Raw genomic sequence first — 16895 nt, 5'->3', positions numbered from 1 at the left:
CTGGCGGGAGGGGAACGCAATGATCATGACGCCTACGGTGGAGTTTGGCGAGGAAGACGGGGCCTTCGGCGCCACGCAGCGCTTCCAGGAGGTCAAGAACTCCGCCTATGAGCACCTGCTCTCGCGCATCGAGGAGCTGGGGGCGGAATTCGGCCGCTGGACGCGCCAGGCCATCCAGGAGTTCGTCGACATCGAGGTGGCCAGCTTCGTGCGCCTGCGCCGGCTGGCCATCAACGAAGGCGAAATGCGCCAGGTCGCCGCGGCGCTGACCAAGGAGCTGGCGGGCCTGGGGCCGCTGGAAGACCTGCTGGCCGATCCCGCGGTCGAGGACATCCTGATCAATGGCCATGACAAGGTGTTCGTCTCCCGTCGCGGCGTGCTGGCGCGCGAGACGATACGCTTCTCGGACAACCAGCATGTGCTGCGCATCGTGCGCCGCATCCTGGCGCCGATAGGCCGGCGCCTGGATGAATCCAGCCCCATGGTGGACGCTCGCCTGCCCGACGGCGGGCGCCTGAACGTGGTGATCGAGCCGCTGGCGGTGGACGGCCCGATGGTCTCCATCCGCAAGTTCCGCCAGGACCCGCTCAAGCCGGCGGACCTGATGACGCTGGGGACCTTCGATGAAGAGATCCACCGCCTGCTGAGCCTGGCGGTCAGGCACCGCTGCAATATCCTCGTCTCCGGCGGCACCAGTTCCGGCAAGACGTCCCTGCTGAACGCGCTCGCCTTTTTCGTCCCCGAGTCCGAGCGCGTGGTGACGGTGGAGGACACCGCGGAGTTGTCCCTGAACCATCCGCACGTGGTGCGCCTGGAGTCGCGCCAGGGCGGTTTCGACGGCTCCGGCCTGGTGACCATCCGCGACCTGATACGCAACAGCCTGCGCATGCGGCCCGACCGCGTCATCGTCGGCGAGGTACGCGGTGCGGAGGTGATGGACATGATGCAGGCCATGAACACCGGACACGAAGGTTCGATGGGCACCATCCACGCCAACTCCCCGCGGGAGTGCCTGTACCGCATCGAGATGCTGGCTGGGTTCGCCGGCTATCAGGGCAGCGAGGACAGCCTGCGCCGGCAGATCGCCAGCGCGATCGATTTCATCGTGCAGATCGGCCGCCTGCCCAACGGCAAGCGGCGCGTGCTCTCGGTCACGGAAGTCACGGGCATGAGCGACAACGTGATCGCCACGCAGGAGCTGTACCGGCATGAAGTGTTCGTGACGCCGGACGGCGAGGAAAAGGATCGCTGGGTGGGCCTGGGCATCCATCCGCATACGCCCAAACTGGCCAGGCTGCGCGACGAGCTGCGCGCGACGCCGCCGGGCGTCCCGCCCGACGATGGCGGCGGCGGCTTCTGGAGCCGGAGGCGCTGATGATGCCTTGGCAATGGGTCCTCGCGTGCATCGCGGCGGCGCTGGTCCTGCTGGCGCTGGCCGTGCTGCTGTGGCGGCATGCCGGGGCTGGCGAGCAGCGCGCCGCGACGTCGGCGTTCCTGGAGCGGCAGCTGGGACGCCGGCGCGACGCGCATGCGGGCGCCCAGGCGGACGGGGGCGCCCGCGCGCTGGTCGCCACGGGGCGCGGCCTGCGCGGTTGGCATCGCATCCTGGCGCGCGCGGGCGTGACGCCCAGCGCCGGCTTCCATCTTGGCCTGCTGGGGCCGCTGCTCGCCGTTCCCGTTTTCCTGCTGATGGCGGCAGGGGTTTTCGCGGCGGCGGCGGGCCTGGTGCTCGTGGCCGCGCTGACGGTGTTCAGGATGTGGCTGAAGATCGACCGGCGCCAACGGCGCATGCTGTCGCAACTGCCGGGCTTCCTGGAGTCCATGGTGCGCCTGCTGACGATAGGCAACAGCCTGAACGCGGCGTTCCAGACCGCCGCGGGCAACGTCAACGAACCGCTGCGCGAGGTCCTGTCGCGGGCCGACAGCCTGACCCGGTCCGGCAAGGAACTGGACGTCGCCTTGCGCCAGGTGTCCGAGCAATACGGCCTGCGCCAGCTATTCCTGCTGTCGTCGGTCATCGGCGTGGCCTTGCGTTTCGGCGGCCGCAGCGACCAGATCCTCGATCGCATGGCGGCGTTCATGCGCGATGTCGAGCAGGCGCGCGACGAGCTCTCGGCCCTGTCGGCCGAGGTGCGCATGTCGGCCTGGATCCTGGCCCTGCTGCCGATCGGCCTGGCCGCGTTCATCATCATCTTCAACAACGCGTTGTTCATGATGCTGTGGAACGACCCCGCGGGTACGCGCATGCTGATGGTCGCCGTCGGCCTGCAGATCGGCGGTTCCTATTGGCTCTATCGCATGTCGCGCGGCCTCTAGCGGCGGCCGGCGGCGTGGCGGGATTCCTGGGAGACGGGCATGGACGGAATGGTGGCGGCGATGCAGGGCAACCTGGCCCTGGCAGGGGCCATGGGCTTCCTGGCGCTGGCCTTGCTGTCGCTGGCGGTGGGACTGGCCCTGCGCGCGGCGCGGCAGGACCGCAATCGCCGCGTCGTGGACCGGGCGCTGGCGGCCCGCGAAGGGCGCCGGGTGGAACAGGCCGCCGGCATGCCGGACGCGGCCGGCCGCATCGAGGCGGTCAAGGCCATGGCGCAATCGATGGGCGACCGCCTGGAGCAGGGACGGATGGGCGACGCGCTGCTCCCGGACGAGGACCGCAAGCTGGTCGACCTGTGCGGCTTTGCCAATATCGTCCGGGCGCGCGCGGTCTTCGTCCTGGCGCGCACCGTACTTACCGTGGCGCTGCCCATCGCGGCGTGGCTGGCGGTGGGGGAGCGCGTCCTGCTCGTGAGCGGCGGGCTGACCAAGGGGGTGGCGCTGTTCGTCGGCCTGGCGTTGGGATGGATGCTGCCCAAGTGGGCCTTGCTGCGCCGGGCCGGCGAGCGACGGCGCCTGGCCGTCGCCGAATTGCCCTTGCTTATCGACCTGCTGAGGCTGTTGCAGGGCGTGGGCCTGTCCACCGATCAAAGCCTGCATGTCATCGTCACCGAGTTCCAGCGCGTGTTGCCGGTGCTCGGCCACGAGCTGCGCGTGGCCAACGAGCAATATGCGCGGGGCCGCACCCGGGAGCAGTCGCTGGGCCGCCTGATGAACGGTTTCGACAACGACGATCTCAACGCCATTTGCCGCCTGATCATCCAGGTCGATCGCCACGGCGGCGCGGTGCAGGAGCCGCTGACCCGCTTCAGCGAGCGCGTGCGCGAACGCCGCAAGCTGGACCTGCGCGAGAAAGTGGCGCGCATCACGGTGAAGATGACAGGCGTGATGGTGGTGACGCTGCTGCCGGCGCTGTTGATCGTCACGGGCGGCGCCGGGCTGCTGGCGGTGATGCGTGGCCTGGCCCGCGTGGCAGGAGGATAGGAAGATGGGAAAGAAAACCGCGATGGCGCTGGGAGCCTGCGCGCTGCTGTTGGTGGCGGGTTGCGCGGGCCGCGACCCGTCGGCCCTGGATGTCTACCGGGAGCAGCAGGAAAAGCAGGCGATGATCCAGCAGAAGCAGGACGAGATGGACCGCGCCCAGCGGCCGACGCAGCCGGCGCTGGTGCTGTCCATGATCCGGCAGGCGCAGGACCAGGGGCGCTGGTTCGCGTCGCTGGCCTATATCGACGCGTACCGGCAGCAGTTCGGCGAAACGCCGGAACTGGCGCGGTTGCGCGCGGATGCCTTGCGCCTGACAGATCAGCCGCGGGCGGCGGAAGTGGCGTATCGCGGCCTGCTGGGAGGGGCCCAGGCCGGTAGCGGATGGCGCGGACTGGGGCTGCTGGCGGGCGCGCGCGGCGATTACGCGCAGGCGGCCGACGATCTGGCCAAGGCCGCCGCCGCTTATCCCACCGATGCCCTCGTATTGAGCGACCTGGGTTATGCCAGGCTGCGCGCGGGCGATATGGCCGGGGCCCGCGTGCCGCTGGGCCAGGCGGCGGAACTGGATCCGGCCAACGCCAAGGTGATCGGCAACCTGGCCTTGCTGCTGCTGTGCGAAGGCGATGACGCGGGCGCGGACCGCGCGATGACGCAGGCCGCGTTGAGCCCGCAGGCCCGCGCCCGCGTGCGGCAATTGGCCGACGAAGTGAGAGCTTCGGCATCCAGGGTGGCCGGCGCGACGTATGGGTCGGAGTGGACGAACGGGATGAACACATCGAACACATCGAACACATCGAACGCATCGAACGCATCGAACGCATCGAACGCATCGAACGCATCGAACGCATCGAGCGCATCGAGCGCATCGAGCGCGTCGAACGCGTCGAACGCGATGGCCCTCGCCGGCGCGTCCGCCGTCGCAGACAGCCAGCCGGCCCGCCCCGTGGTACGGGCCGTGGACGCCGCCGGCGTCCCTGTCGGCGAGATCGCCGCCGCGCCGAAAGATGCTCGCCGGGGCGCGTCCGCTCCGCCGACCGCCACTGCCGCGCGCGCCTACGCGGCCAACGAGCCGGCGCCCGCGGGAACATCAGCGCCAACGCCTGTGTCGACGCCAGTATCGACGCCGGCGCCAGCCCTCTTCGGCCTGCAACCCTTGATGGACCGCTTCGGCGCGATGGCGCCCACGGCCCAACCTTGAACCGGAGCGACACATGACGCCTCGTTTTTCCTCCTCCACTGCCGCTCTGTTGCTGATCGCCGGCGCCGCGCACGCCCAAGGGAGCGTGCCTCTGACCGGCACGATGGCTACCCCTGGCGCCGCCAGTACGGCGACGTCGCCTCCCATTCGGCCCGCGCCGTCGGCTTCGACCACCACGTCAATCCCGACCGCGATCACGACGTCGATCCCGACCGCCTCCACCACGACGGTCCCGGCCGCGCCCACCTCGGCGGTCCCGATCGCGCCCACGCCGGCGGTCGCCGACACCGGCGCGCCGGCCCGCCCCGTGGTGCGCCAGGTCAACGCGCCTACCGCGGGCGTCGGCTCGGCCTCGCCCTCGGCGGCGGCGGCGACGACGACGGCCGCGCCCCGTCCCGCGGCCGCCGCGTCGGCGCCGGACGACGAAGGCCCGGTTGCCGCCGGCGGCATCACCCGGGCGCTGCTGGCGGCCCAAGCCGACGGCCGTCGGGCCGCCCCTTTGCAACCCATGCTGGGTCCGGTCGCCACCGCGTCATGGCAGCGCTACCTGAACAGCTTCAACCAACCCATCCCGCAGTGGTTCCGGGAACGCGTCGAAAACAGCGGCGGATCGTCGTCGCAATGAATTGAGCGCCTTCATGTCGCGCCTGTCTCCCCCGCGCCCGCACAACCCGCGCACCCCGCGCAATCCCTTGCGCCAGCGAGGATCCATCCTGGTGCCGGCGGTGTTCGGCCTGCTGGTCGTGGTCATCCTGCTGGGCGGCGTGCAGCTCGGATACCTGTTCTATGTCCAGCGGGATATGCAGAAGGCGGCCGACCTGGCCGCGCTGAGTGGCGCCCAGGCCCTGGGCAAGGGCGGGGCGGTGGGCTGCGCCGCCGCCACGGCGACGGCCACGGCGGCGGCGCAGGCAAATGCCGTCGGTTCGCTGGCGGCGGCGGACATCCTGGCCAATTGCTGGCGCTGGGATCCGGTCAACAACACGGCCGACCCGCGCCATCTCGCCGCGCCGGGACCGGGCCAGGGTTACAACGCGGTAATGGTGACCATCAACCGCACGCTACCCGCGTTGGTGCCCTTCATGGGCAGCAGGACGATGGGCGTGCAGTCGGTGGCGGCCCGGCCCGGCGAGCCGGTGGCGGCGTTCTCCCTGGGTACCACCCTGGCCGCGACACGGCCGGGCACGCTCGTCAATCTGTTGTCGGCCGTGGGGCTGGACATCGACGGCACCACCCTGGTGGGTTACGACGCCGGCCTGGCCAGCGCCCAGATCACACCGGCCGGCCTGCTCAACGCCCTGGGCATCCGGTTCGCGACCGACATCACGGTCGGCGAATTGAACAGCCTGCTGGCGCTGAACACCGTGTCGCTGAACGATTTGCTGGATGCCGTGGTCACCGTCGCCGGGCAGGGCGGCCTGGCGGCCGCCAACGTGACGCTGGTCAACGCCATCAAGAGCCAGGTGAACCTGGATGCCCTGAACGTTACCCTGGGATCGACCGCGGCCGGGCGCGGTACCAGCCTGTTCGCTCGCATCGTCGCGCCCGACGGCGCGTCGGCGCTGAACACCAGCATCAATGCGCTGGACCTCATCGCGACGGCGATAGGCGTGGCCACCGGCGGCAACGCCGCGCGCAACGGGCTGACCGTCAACCTCGCCGGGGTCAATGTGACGACCAAGGTGGGCGTGGTGGAGCCGGCCCAGATCGCCATCGGCGGCGTGGGCGCGACGGCGTACTCGGCGCAGGTGCGCGTCTTCCTGCAAGTCACCACGCCGCCCATCAATCTGCTCAACGGCCTGCTGACTTTCAACGTGGACCTGCCCATCGTCGTCGACCTGGTGGCGGGCCAGGGCACGTTGACCGACCTTTGCTCCACGCAGGACAGCGCCGGACATGACCTGGCCACGATCGCCGTGACGACTTCCGTGCTCGATACCTGCATCGGCGATCTCTCCGCCGGCAGCGCCTTTTCATCCGCGCAGCGTTGCAGCGTCGGCTTGCAGGGCAAGAAGCTGCTCAGCCTGACCGTGGCCGGCGCGAACCTCTTGACGGTCAACAACAAGATTGCGCTCAGCCCGGTCTCCAACGGACCGACGCCCGCCACGCTTTATGCCGGCCAGACGTCCACGGTGTCCTTGTCGTCCCTGCCGCTGGGCACCGCCACGCGGCAGGTGTCCGATGCCCTGCTGGCGGCCTTGCTGGGCGACGTGGCGCAGCAAGGCGCGGGCACGCAGCCGGCAATGGTCGGCGCCAGCCTCGCGCAGGATCTCTGGAACCAGGCGAAGCAGGGCAATTCCTGCAACCCCGGCGCCGGCGGGAACGCTGGCTATCAATGCCGCAATACGCTTTGGAAGACGGCCGTGCAACTGTCGCAGAATGCCTCCAGCAATCTTGGCGGCTTCATCAACAAGCAGCCGAACACGGGCCTGCTGACCGGGGTGTCGAACCTGCTGGCGGGGCTGGTCGGCACGCTCGGCGACGTGCTCAAGGGCATAGTCGGCCTGCTCTTTCCCACTAACCAGTGCGCTACCGTGACGGGGCTGGGCCTGTTCTATGGCGGAACGGAATCGGGCTGCGTCAACGAGATCGCCAAGACCTATACCGGCACGCCCAATTCGGGATCGACCTTGTCCAACGCCCTGCTGGGCGTCCTCGGACCCTTGTTCAACGTCCTGCAGCCGGTACTCGATTCGATCGGCGATGCCGTCCTGGGCGTGATCAACAACACCGTCGGCCTGGACCTCAACCGCGTCGACGTCAAACTGATGTCCCTGCAATGCAACGGCAAGGGGGTGCAGCTTGTCTTCTGAGTCCGTCAACGAACTGGCCATCCACGAAGAGATCGACCTCTATGTATGGGAGGGCACGTCGGATATCGCCGCGCGCGCGGAGCGCTGCCTCTCCGGCTACGACGTCAGCGTGATCCGAGCCGACGCGGGGCTGGCCTTTCCGCCGCCGCGCGAAGCCGCGCGGCCCGCGGTGGCCCTGGTATCCGTCACGGTCATGAACGACGCGCGGTTCTCCGGCCATGACTGGCTGGCGACGCAGGGAATACCGGTGATCTGGGTGGCATCCGAGGAGCGCAATCGCGATCCCCGCTACTATCCGCCGGCGTACTCCTACACCTTGCCCTTGTCCTTCACCGGGGCGGCCTTGCGCGCGCTGCTGTTCCGCCTGGCCGGCATCGCCCATGCCGCCGACCGGGCGGCGGCCCGGGCGCCACGGCCGCTGGTTGCGGTGTCCGAAGCCATGCGCGCCCTGCTGGCGGAGGCGCAAACCTTCGCCGATTGCCGCGCCAGCGTATTGATCCATGGTGAAACCGGCGTGGGCAAGGAGCGCGTCGCGCGCCTGCTGCACGATCATGCGTCGTGGTCCGCGGGGCCTTTCGTGGCGGTCAATTGCGGTGCAATACCGGAGGGGCTGTTCGAAGCGCATTTCTTCGGCCACGCCAAAGGGGCGTTCACGGGGGCGATCGGCGCCCACAAGGGGTATTTCGAGCAGGCCAACGGCGGCACGCTGTTCCTCGATGAGATCGGCGACCTGCCCCTGTACCAGCAGGTCAAGCTGCTGCGCGTGCTGGAGCAGAACACCGTGACGCGCCTGGGCTCGACAAGCGAGGTCAATGTCGATTTCCGCCTGGTGGCGGCGACCAACAAGAACCTGCGCGCGCTGGTGGCCGAAGGCGCCTTCCGGGCCGACCTCTATTACCGCCTGGCGGTCGTCGAATTGCACGTGCCCAACCTGGAGGCGCGCGGCCCGGCCGAGAAGGCCGCCATCTTCAAGGCCTTGCTGGAGCGTTATCTGCCGGGCGACACGGTCACCGTGCCCGAATGGCTGATAGCGCGGGTATCGCGGACGCGCTTTCCCGGCAATGTGCGGGAGTTGTCCAACCTGGTGGAGCGCGTGGGCATCATCCGCCGCCAGTTCCGCGACTGGGACCAGGAGCGGATCGAGCGCGTGTTCGATCGCATGGGACAGGGCGCGGCGCCGGGCCCCGGCGTGGCCCTGCCGGCGGCCCGGGAAGGGGAACCCGCCGCGCGAGCGCCGTTCACGCCGGCCGAGCAGGCCGAGCGCGCGCGCGTGGTCGCGGCGCTGGCGGCCAATGGCTGGCGGCGGCAGGACACGGCCAATATGCTGGGCATCAGCCGCAAGGTGCTATGGGAAAAAATGCGCAAGTTCCAGCTGGCCGAGGGGCAGGGAGAACTGGCGGACGGTGCGGTCGAAACGCCTTGACGGCGTTCGATGCCATGGGCCAGGCACGGCGGGCGGTATGTACCGGCGAGAACGCCGATGATTTTCGAGGCATCTTTTCCACGAAAGCGTTGGAGATGTGCGTCGGAGATGTTTTTTTCCGTTTATTATTGCCGGTCGTTTGTTATTCGTAACAGACGTCTTACAAAAAAGCCTAGGGTGAAGAAGAGGATTACATGAAGCGTGAACCCCTGTGTATGGTGGGCCGGATGCTGGTAGTGGCTGGCGTGTTGTCGGGCCTGACGGCTTGTGCCGGCGCCCAGGCCCCGGACCAGCGTCCCGCCGTGGTTCAGGTGGAAAAGGACAACAAGGACCCGGCCGCGCCCGTGACGCCCCCGGCCGCGGCGGCCGCGCCGCTGCCGGCCGCCGCCGCCGAGCCGGCGCCGGCCACCACGGTTGCCGAGTTGCAGCAGTTGATCCAGTCGCGCCAGGTGACCGAGTTGCGCACCACCTATAACGGCAGCTACGGCGCCAGCCTCTTGTTCAAGAGCGAGGACCTGACGTATTACGCCGCCTTGTTCCAGCAGAAGAATTTCTGGCGCGTGGTGAAAACCTCGTCGGAGAGCCAGGCCGAGTCGACGTACCGGGCGTTTTCGCAGCGATCCGCCGAACTGGCGTCGACGGACCTGCAGCGGATCAAGCTGCAAGCCGAGTATGCGTACAATGAACGCCTGCTGGCCAAGCGCAATGCCGAACTGAACACCTTGCAGGCGGACGCCGCGCTGCGCAAGGACCAGGAGACCCAGGTCGCCGCCCGCCAGGCGCAGGCCCGGCAGGAAACCCAGGCCCTGAACGAGCAGCAGCAGGACGTGCGGCAGCAGCTGCGTGAACTGCAGCGCCAGATCAAGGCCTTGCAGGCCCAGCAAGCCGACGTCGGCCAACCTGCCACCCATGCGAGACGCAAGACCAGTAGCGGTCGTTAAAGATGAAAGTATTCGATCTGCAATGCGAGGAACACGGCCACATTTTCGAGGGCTGGTTTGCCTCGCATGACGATTACGATAGCCAGCAGGCCCGTGGCCTCGTTTCCTGCCCGGTGTGCGGCGGGAGCAAGGTCGTCAAGCGCCTGTCCGCGCCGCGCCTGAACGTCGGCCATTTTCGCGAGCCGGCGGCGTCGCCCGCCGCTGGAGCGCTGGCCGCCACGGTGGCCGAGCCGTCCGGCGAGGCGATGCAGATGGCGCGCCTGCAGGCCGAGATCTTCAAGCAGGTACGCGAAATGGTGCGCCGGGCCGACAACGTCGGCGCCCGCTTCGCGGAAGAGGCGCGCCGCATCCACTACGGCGATGCCGAGGATCGCGCCATCCGGGGCACCTCCACCCCAGAGGAGCGCGCCGAGCTGGCCGAGGAGGGCATCGATGTCCTCGGATTGCCGGATATCTTTGACGACGAGCGCTTGCAGTAGCCGCGCCGGCGCCAAGGAACGAAAAAAGCGAACCACAAGGTTCGCTTTTTTATTCCGCGCTATTTCCATGGGCCGCGAAGCGCAAAGCCCCCGGCATTTGCCTGGGGGCCTTGAGCTTGCCGCGACCAAGACGCGTGTCCGGCCTTGCGGCCGGACCGCGCATCAGTTCACGCGGCTGCGGTATTCGCCGGTACGCGTGTCGATTTCGATCTTGTCGCCGATTTCGCAGAACAGCGGCACGTTGATGTCGAAGCCGGTGTTGATCTTGGCGGGCTTGAGCACCTTGCCCGAGGTATCGCCGCGGACGGCCGGCTCGGTGTAGGTGATTTCGCGCACGAGGCTGGTCGGCAGTTCGACCGAGATGGCGCGACCGTCGTAGAAGACCACTTCCACGGGCATCGCTTCCTCGAGGTAGTTCAGCGCGTCGCCCATGCTGTCGGCTTCGATTTCGTACTGGTTGTACTCGCTGTCCATGAAGACGTACATCGGGTCGCCGAAGTAGGAGTACGTGCACTCCTTGCGTTCCAGCACGACGATGTCGAACTTTTCATCGGCCTTGTAGACCGATTCGCTGCCCGAGCCGGTCAGCAGGTTCTTGAACTTCAGCTTGACCACGGCCGCGTTGCGGCCCGACTTGTTGTACTCGGCCTTCTGGACCACCAGCGGGTCCTTGCCGACCATGACCACGTTGCCGACTCGCAATTCCTGAGCGGTTTTCATCAATAAAACTCCGGGTATCTTGGGGTTGGCCCAGCCCTGCGGGATGGACGCCAAACTTTGGCGTCGCTGGCACCATTGCCACTTCCGCCTGGCCACACCTTCCCGTGCGCCGCGCGCTGCCCGCCTGGCGGCATGGATACGAAGGTTTGCTGCCTGGCATTCCTGCCTGGCATTTGCCTGCTGGCATTTGCCCGCTGGCATTTGCCCGATACGGCGGCTGCCTCGTATTCCTGCGTCAGGGATTCCGTTCACTGATGAGCGGGGGCGGCGAAGTTCGGAAGGTAAATAGCCGCAAAGCCCATGATTCTAACCTTTTTCCCGGTGTTTTGCGCAAAAGGCGACCAGACGGTCCGCCAGGCCGGTCTGGTCCGCGTAAGCGGCGTCCCAGGCGGTCGCGCGGGCACGCCAGGCGTCCCAGGCGGCCGGCGCAAGCGCCGCGGCCAGGGCCCGGGCAACGTCGGAGCGGTCGCTTTCCTGTCCAGGTACGGATGGCCTGTTCCAGGCCTCGATCAGGGCGCGCGCCGGCACGGGCGGGTTGTAGCGCGCCAGCCACGCCTGGAGCTTCACCAGGTGCGCGTTCTCTTCCTGGACATAGATCTGCCAGACCAGCGGCCGGGCAGCCCAGGCGGCGCGCAGGAAGGAGTCCTCGCCACGCACGAAGTTCAGGTCGGCGCACCAGAGCAGGCGGTCGTAGTCGTCCTGGCTGAGAAAGGGGATGCGCGCGAGCGTGACGCCGGAGTGCGGCGCAATGGCGCAGTCGTCCAGGCTGGGCGCCACGCCTTCGGGCGCCAGCAGCAGCGCCGGCCGTCGCGCGTCCGGCAGGCCGTCCGGCAGCGAGGTGAGCGGCGAGCGCGCCGGCGCGGCCAGCCCGGCCGGCAGCGCCGTGGCGGGCGCGTCGGGATAGCAGAAAAGGGTGGTCAGCAGCGCGCCGGCCTCCCATTGCGCCAGCACCGGCGCCGCCAGTCCCAGGCCCGCCAGGAAATCGCGCTGCGCCCCGCGTTCCCGCTGGAAGGCCTGGCGCGCCGCGGTCAGGCCTTTTTCCCGCGGCAAGCCGCCCGTGGCGGGCGTGAAACCGGGAAAGTAAAAGTATTTGGACAGGCCGTCGGGCTGCAAGGAGGGCAGGCCGTGGCAGGCCGCCACCCAGTCCTCGGCGCTCAGGTATTCGAGGTTCAGCCACAACGGCCGACGGTCGCGCATGGCGGCGCGAAAGGCGGGCGGCGGATCGCAGGCAAAAGCTTCGATGACGATGTCGCCTGGCGTGGGAAGCGTCGCCATCGTGTCATGCCAGGCGACCAGGTCGACGCCGTCCACCGTCTGCCGGTCGGCGCCGGGGTCGGCGTGGGGGGCCAGCCGGCAAAAGGCCGGCAGGTCGTCCAGCCACAGGCGCACGCGCCAGCCATGCTCGGCCGTCAACTGGCGCGCCAGGCGCCAGCAGACGCCGATGTCGCCATAGTTGTCGACGCGCTTGCAGAAAATGTCGGCGATCATGGCAGGTCGCGCGCCGCGATCAATGGAAATGGGCGGGGCCGGCCTGTGCGTCTTCGGGCAGTTCGGCGTGCACCATTTCTCCCAGTGGATTGGGGAAATAGGGCGCGCCGCAGTCTTCACAGAAGTCCAGCGGCAGCACGCCGGGGATGCGGCGCACTTCGGTCACGCCCAGGTCCTTGAGCAGGGCGGCGATTTCCTCGACGGGGTTGGCGCCTTCCTGCTCGGTGTCCTCGTCCTCGCGGCCATAGAGCGGCCAGACGCAGCCGTACATCACGTCGTTGCTGCTGCGCGCGGTGAAGGACACACGGTATTCGTCGACGCGGGTTTCGCCGCAGCCCGCGATCACGGCGCGCAATTGCGCGGGTTGCAGGTTGACGGACGCTTCCAGCCAATTGACGGCGGCGCGCAGGGCCAGCGGGCGCACGCGTCGGTCGGCTTCGCGGTTATTGACGTAATAGGCATCGGGCAGCAGGCATTCGATGCCGCAGCCGGGGAGCAGGGTGGCCAGCGTGGGCTGGGCCTGCTCTATCCATTGCGCCAGGCAGCTTTCGCGCGTGGCGCCGGCTTCGCCGGGATGCTCCTGCCAGCGGAACAGGGCCGTGCCGCGCGGCACCGCGGCGGCGCCGACCAGGTAGCGGGTGTCGGCCAGCATATTGGCCGTTTCCGCTTCCGCGTTCAGGGCGGGCTTGAGCGTTTCGGCGCCCAGGGCCTGCGACCCCAATCGTTGCAGCCAATGCCAGGTTTCCGAGAAGGTGCGCGGCATCTGGTCGATGCTGACCAGATGTGGCAGCAGGCTCAGCCGCACGTCGCCGGCCAGCACGTGGCCGTGCAGCTGCGCCGTCAGGGCTTGCAGCGCCGGGGCGGGCACCGGGCCGGTGGGAATGGCGTAGCGGGTCCAGGCGACCACGGGGGCGACGAACAGCAGCACGTCGTATGTCACGCCGTTCTTTTCGATCTGCGTCGATTCGGTCAGCGTTTCGGCCTGTTCCACCAGGATTTCGTAGGCGCCGGGATGCGTCTGGGCCAGGTGGTCCAGCGCGGCCTCCAGCGGCGCGTCGTTGCCGGCGCGCAGAAGCTTGGGAATCGCCTGGTTGAGCTGTTCTTCCCAAAATACGTCTTCGACGCGGCTGCCGGAGCTGTTGAGCGCGAGCGCCAGCGACACCAGGCGGGTGGCGTCGCGAGTCAGGCGCGGAGGAGTGTTGCTGCGGGAGCGGGGCATGAGGGTCTGGGCATCCTGGATAACTGCGTAACCCCATAGTGTAAGGGAAGGCCGTGACCCCAGCCGACGCCATGGCCCGGCCGCCCTGCGACCAGCGCCGCGGAAATTGGTGGCACCCAAGAAGCCAGCCAGCGAGGCTAGGCACGAGGTCAGGCGCGCGGCCCAGAGCCGGGCCCAGAGCCGGGCCCAGAGCCGGGCCCCTAGGGCCAGACCTAGGACAAGGGGCCGCGCGTAAGCGCGGCTCCCCTACGCCGGGGCTGGCGGGCCCGGCAGGGCCCGCCGCCGCTCACCGGCATTGTTGCCAATCAAGGAATTTATAAAAGCACCACCATATATTTATTGCGAATACGAAAACAATCATACTCATACGCATCACATCCTCATCCTGGAGGCCGCCATGCGCTGGCCCACGCTTTTCATTTCGCACGGATCGCCGATGCTGGCGATAGACCCCGGCCGCACCGGCCCCGCTCTGTCCAACTGGGCGCGCACCCTCCCCAAGCCGGATGCCATCCTCGTGGTCTCCCCCCATTGGATGGGCCACGGCCTGGCCGTCAGCACCCGCGACCGCCAGCAGGCCTGGCACGACTTCGGCGGCTTTCCGCAGGAACTCTATCGCCTCGAATACGCCGCCCCCGGATCGCCCACGCTGGCGCGCAGGGTGGCCGGCCTGCTGGGCGATGCGGGGTTGACCGTCCACGACGACCCCAAGCGCCCGCTGGACCACGGCGCCTGGGTGCCCCTGCGCTACCTGTATCCCGATGTCGACGTGCCGGTCGTGCAATTGGCGCTCGATGCCGGCCGCGACGCCGCCGCGCAGTACCAGCTGGGGCGATTGCTGCGGCCGCTGCGCGACGAGAACGTCCTGATCATCGGCTCGGGTTCGCTCACGCACAACCTGCGCCACGTGCAGCGCGGCCAGGATGCGGCCCCGCTGCCCTATGTGCGGGCTTTCCAGGACTGGTTCGCGCAGCACATCGCCGCCCGCGACACGGCGGCGCTGCTGGATTGGGAAGCGCGCGCGCCGGGTGCCGCCCAGGCCCATCCCAGCGACGATCACCTGATGCCTTTCTACGTCGCCTGGGGCGCCGGCGAGGGACCGGGCGTGCGCCTGGTCGACGAGATTGCCTATGGCGCGCTGGCGATGGATGCCTATCAGTTCGGCGCGTTGGAACCAGCCGCCACGGAGAGCGACCTGGCGGCCGCCGGCGCGGCCTGAGGGAGCTGCTTGATGAAGCGTCCTGAGGGAGCGGTCCGAGGACGCGTCCTGAGGAAGCGGCCTGGTACTTCCCGTCGGCCCGCCGGTCAGCCGTCCTGGGGGTGATCCGGGCTTGCCAGGTTCAATTGGTAGAACGCCGCGTCCAGCCACGCACCGAACTTGAACCCCACCTGCTTGAACGTGCCGGCGTGGACGAAACCCAGCCGTTCATGCAGGCCGATACTGGCCCTATTCGACGCATCGATGCAGCCGACCAGCACATGCAGTTGCGCGACCTGGGCGCGCCGTATCAATTCCTCCAGCAGGACCCGCCCCAGGCCGCGCCCGCGCTGCGCGTGATGCACATAGACACTGTGCTCGACCGTGTATTTGTAGGCGGGAAAGGCGCGGAAAGTGCCCCAGCTGGCAAAGCCCAGCAGCCGGCCGTCGGCGTCGACCGCGCCGACCACCGGAAAGCCATGCGCCCGCTTGGTGGCGAACCATGCGGCCATGGCTTGCGGCGGCCGCGGCACATAGTCGTACAGCGCCGTCGAGTTGACGATGGCTTCGTTCAGGATGTCCAGGATAGCCGGGCCGTGCGCGGCCTCGTCGCAGTCGATCAGGCGTACGTCGCCGGGCGTTGCAGGGGCGGACATGAAAACTCCAGGGGGCAAGGAAGAAGAGAGGGCGTCGCCGGGGCGATCCGCGCGGGCCAGACGGTTCTGCTGGCGCGGAATGTTCCAGGGGAACGAAATCGACGTCAATATAAACCCCGTATAGACGCCGCCGCACGGAACCGACGCCAGACTACTTGTCATATAAGTGGAGCGGAGTAGACCTACGAAGTCGAACTTATCCGACCAGGAAATCCCTAGGCCGAATGCCATTGACGCTGTCAACGCTGAAAGGCAGAATCCTCTATGTCATCCGACATCCTATAAGAAACAAAGTAGATACAAACGCATGCGGCGCGTCCAGCCCGTGCACGGAGGAGTCCCATGTCTTTTACCCGTCGCCATTTCCTGGCGGCCACCGGCGCGGTAGCGCTGGGCGCCGCCGCCCCCGCCTTGCGCGCCGAGGCCGCCTGGCCCAACCGCAATGTCCGCCTGCTGGTGCCCTATCCCGCGGGCGGTTCGTCGGACATCATTGCGCGCTTCGTCAGCCAGCCCCTGGCCGAGGCGCTCAAGCAGAACGTCATCGTCGATAACCGGCCGGGGGCCAACGGCAACCTGGGCGCGGCCATGGTGGTGCAGTCCGACGACAAGCACACGCTGCTGCTATGCGATGTCGGCGCGCTGGTGATCAGCCCGTCGGTCTATACGAAGCTGACCTTCGATCCCAACAAGGACCTGCGCGGCGTCAGCATGCTGGCATATTCGCCCCACATCCTTGCGGTCCACCCTTCGGTGCAGGTGAATACCTTGCCGGAACTGGTCGCGCTGTCGAAGAAGGAGCGCCTGAATTTCGCGGTGACCGCCATGGGCAGCGCGCCCCATGTGGCCGGCGTCGCGGTGGAGCAGGCCACCGGCGCCAAATGGGAGTATGTGCCCTACAAGGGCGGTTCGCAGGCCATCACCGACACCATCGGCGGCCAGACGCAGATCATCATGAACGGCATGCTGGCGACCTTGCCGCATATCCAGAGCGGCAAGCTCAAGGCCATCGCGGTGTCCAGCCGCGCGCGGATGCCGCAAATCCCGAACGTACCCACCATCGCCGAGCAGGGCGTCACGGGCTTCGAGTCCGGCACGTGGCAGGGCCTGATGGCGCCGAACAACCTGCCCGAGGACGCCAGGCAGCGGTTGGCCAAGGAGATGGCCCGCATCATGAACCTGCCGGACGTGAAGGCCAAGCTCAACGAGCAGGGCGCCGACGTCGTGCTCATGCCGCCCGCCGAACTCGATACCTTCCTGGCGGCGGAGCGCAAGCGCTGGGCGGAAGTGGTGCGCAAGGGCAATATCCGCCTGGATTGAGCCTATCGGCCCGCGACGATGGATCCGCTGCCGCGCGGAAGGGGCGGACCGCGTCGGGCGTCCTGGCGGGCCGCCCCCTCTTTGTGGAC

15 protein-coding genes are annotated in these 16895 nt (G+C 68.2%); 11 read left to right on the top strand and 4 right to left on the bottom strand.

Features of this window, described 5'->3' with window-relative positions:
• Positions 1-19 precede the first annotated feature (19 nt).
• From C7R54_RS05805 to C7R54_RS05770, 9 genes are all read left to right on the top strand, one after another.
• On the top strand, positions 20-1375 hold the full coding sequence (locus C7R54_RS05805; RefSeq protein ID WP_129149172.1) for a TadA family conjugal transfer-associated ATPase: 1356 nt from the start codon (positions 20-22) through the stop codon (positions 1373-1375).
• Positions 1375-2316, top strand: coding sequence for a type II secretion system F family protein (locus C7R54_RS05800; RefSeq protein WP_129149171.1), 942 nt, complete (start codon positions 1375-1377; stop codon positions 2314-2316). The genes C7R54_RS05805 and C7R54_RS05800 overlap by 1 nt, the downstream gene beginning before the upstream one ends.
• Positions 2317-2355: 39 nt before the next feature.
• Entirely contained in the window at positions 2356-3357 is a 1002-nt protein-coding gene (locus C7R54_RS05795) for a type II secretion system F family protein (RefSeq protein ID WP_129149170.1), read from the top strand.
• A gap of 4 nt (positions 3358-3361) precedes the next feature.
• Entirely contained in the window at positions 3362-4555 is a 1194-nt protein-coding gene (locus tag C7R54_RS28830; RefSeq protein WP_158021158.1) for a tetratricopeptide repeat protein, read from the top strand.
• 13 nt (positions 4556-4568) lie between these two features.
• Positions 4569-5180 carry a DUF3613 domain-containing protein gene (locus C7R54_RS05790; RefSeq protein WP_240039380.1) on the top strand — a complete coding sequence of 204 codons (612 nt, stop codon included), beginning with the start codon at positions 4569-4571 and terminating at the stop codon, positions 5178-5180.
• Between the two features lie 13 nt (positions 5181-5193).
• Positions 5194-7365 (top strand): pilus assembly protein TadG-related protein, encoded by a 2172-nt coding sequence (locus C7R54_RS05785; RefSeq protein ID WP_129149169.1) that lies wholly within the window; start codon positions 5194-5196, stop codon positions 7363-7365.
• A complete protein-coding gene (locus C7R54_RS05780) occupies positions 7355-8788 on the top strand; it encodes a sigma 54-interacting transcriptional regulator (RefSeq protein ID WP_240039379.1) in 1434 nt (477 codons plus the stop codon). The genes C7R54_RS05785 and C7R54_RS05780 overlap by 11 nt, the downstream gene beginning before the upstream one ends.
• A 194-nt stretch (positions 8789-8982) precedes the next feature.
• On the top strand, positions 8983-9729 hold the full coding sequence (locus C7R54_RS05775) for a DUF2968 domain-containing protein (RefSeq protein WP_192903591.1): 747 nt from the start codon (positions 8983-8985) through the stop codon (positions 9727-9729).
• 2 nt (positions 9730-9731) lie between these two features.
• On the top strand, positions 9732-10208 hold the full coding sequence (locus C7R54_RS05770) for a DUF1178 family protein (RefSeq protein WP_129149168.1): 477 nt from the start codon (positions 9732-9734) through the stop codon (positions 10206-10208).
• Between the two features lie 162 nt (positions 10209-10370).
• Here C7R54_RS05770 and efp read toward each other — a convergent pair whose 3' ends face one another.
• From efp to C7R54_RS05755, 3 genes are all read right to left on the bottom strand, one after another.
• Positions 10371-10928 carry an elongation factor P gene (gene efp / locus C7R54_RS05765; RefSeq protein WP_129149167.1) on the bottom strand — a complete coding sequence of 186 codons (558 nt, stop codon included), beginning with the start codon at positions 10926-10928 and terminating at the stop codon, positions 10371-10373.
• A gap of 306 nt (positions 10929-11234) precedes the next feature.
• Positions 11235-12416, bottom strand: coding sequence for an elongation factor P maturation arginine rhamnosyltransferase EarP (gene earP / locus C7R54_RS05760; RefSeq protein WP_129149166.1), 1182 nt, complete (start codon positions 12414-12416; stop codon positions 11235-11237).
• A 19-nt stretch (positions 12417-12435) separates the two neighbouring features.
• Positions 12436-13635 carry a DUF2863 family protein gene (locus C7R54_RS05755; RefSeq protein ID WP_129149165.1) on the bottom strand — a complete coding sequence of 400 codons (1200 nt, stop codon included), beginning with the start codon at positions 13633-13635 and terminating at the stop codon, positions 12436-12438.
• 397 nt (positions 13636-14032) lie between these two features.
• On the opposite strand from C7R54_RS05755, the gene C7R54_RS05750 reads away from it, so the two are divergent.
• A complete protein-coding gene (locus C7R54_RS05750) occupies positions 14033-14854 on the top strand; it encodes a DODA-type extradiol aromatic ring-opening family dioxygenase (RefSeq protein ID WP_129149164.1) in 822 nt (273 codons plus the stop codon).
• Positions 14855-14940: 86 nt separating this feature from the next.
• Here C7R54_RS05750 and C7R54_RS05745 read toward each other — a convergent pair whose 3' ends face one another.
• Positions 14941-15489, bottom strand: coding sequence for a GNAT family N-acetyltransferase (locus C7R54_RS05745; protein WP_129149163.1), 549 nt, complete (start codon positions 15487-15489; stop codon positions 14941-14943).
• A gap of 342 nt (positions 15490-15831) precedes the next feature.
• Here C7R54_RS05745 and C7R54_RS05740 point away from each other — a divergent pair, with 342 nt between their 5' ends.
• Entirely contained in the window at positions 15832-16806 is a 975-nt protein-coding gene (locus C7R54_RS05740; protein ID WP_129149162.1) for a Bug family tripartite tricarboxylate transporter substrate binding protein, read from the top strand.
• Positions 16807-16895: the final 89 nt, after the last annotated feature.

This window comes from Achromobacter aloeverae, from assembly GCF_004121055.1.
In the GTDB taxonomy this organism is placed as follows: Bacteria; Pseudomonadota; Gammaproteobacteria; order Burkholderiales; family Burkholderiaceae_B; genus Bordetella_C; species Bordetella_C aloeverae.
Note: the sequence above shows the minus strand (reverse complement) of the source record. Positions and strands in the feature narration are given on the sequence as shown.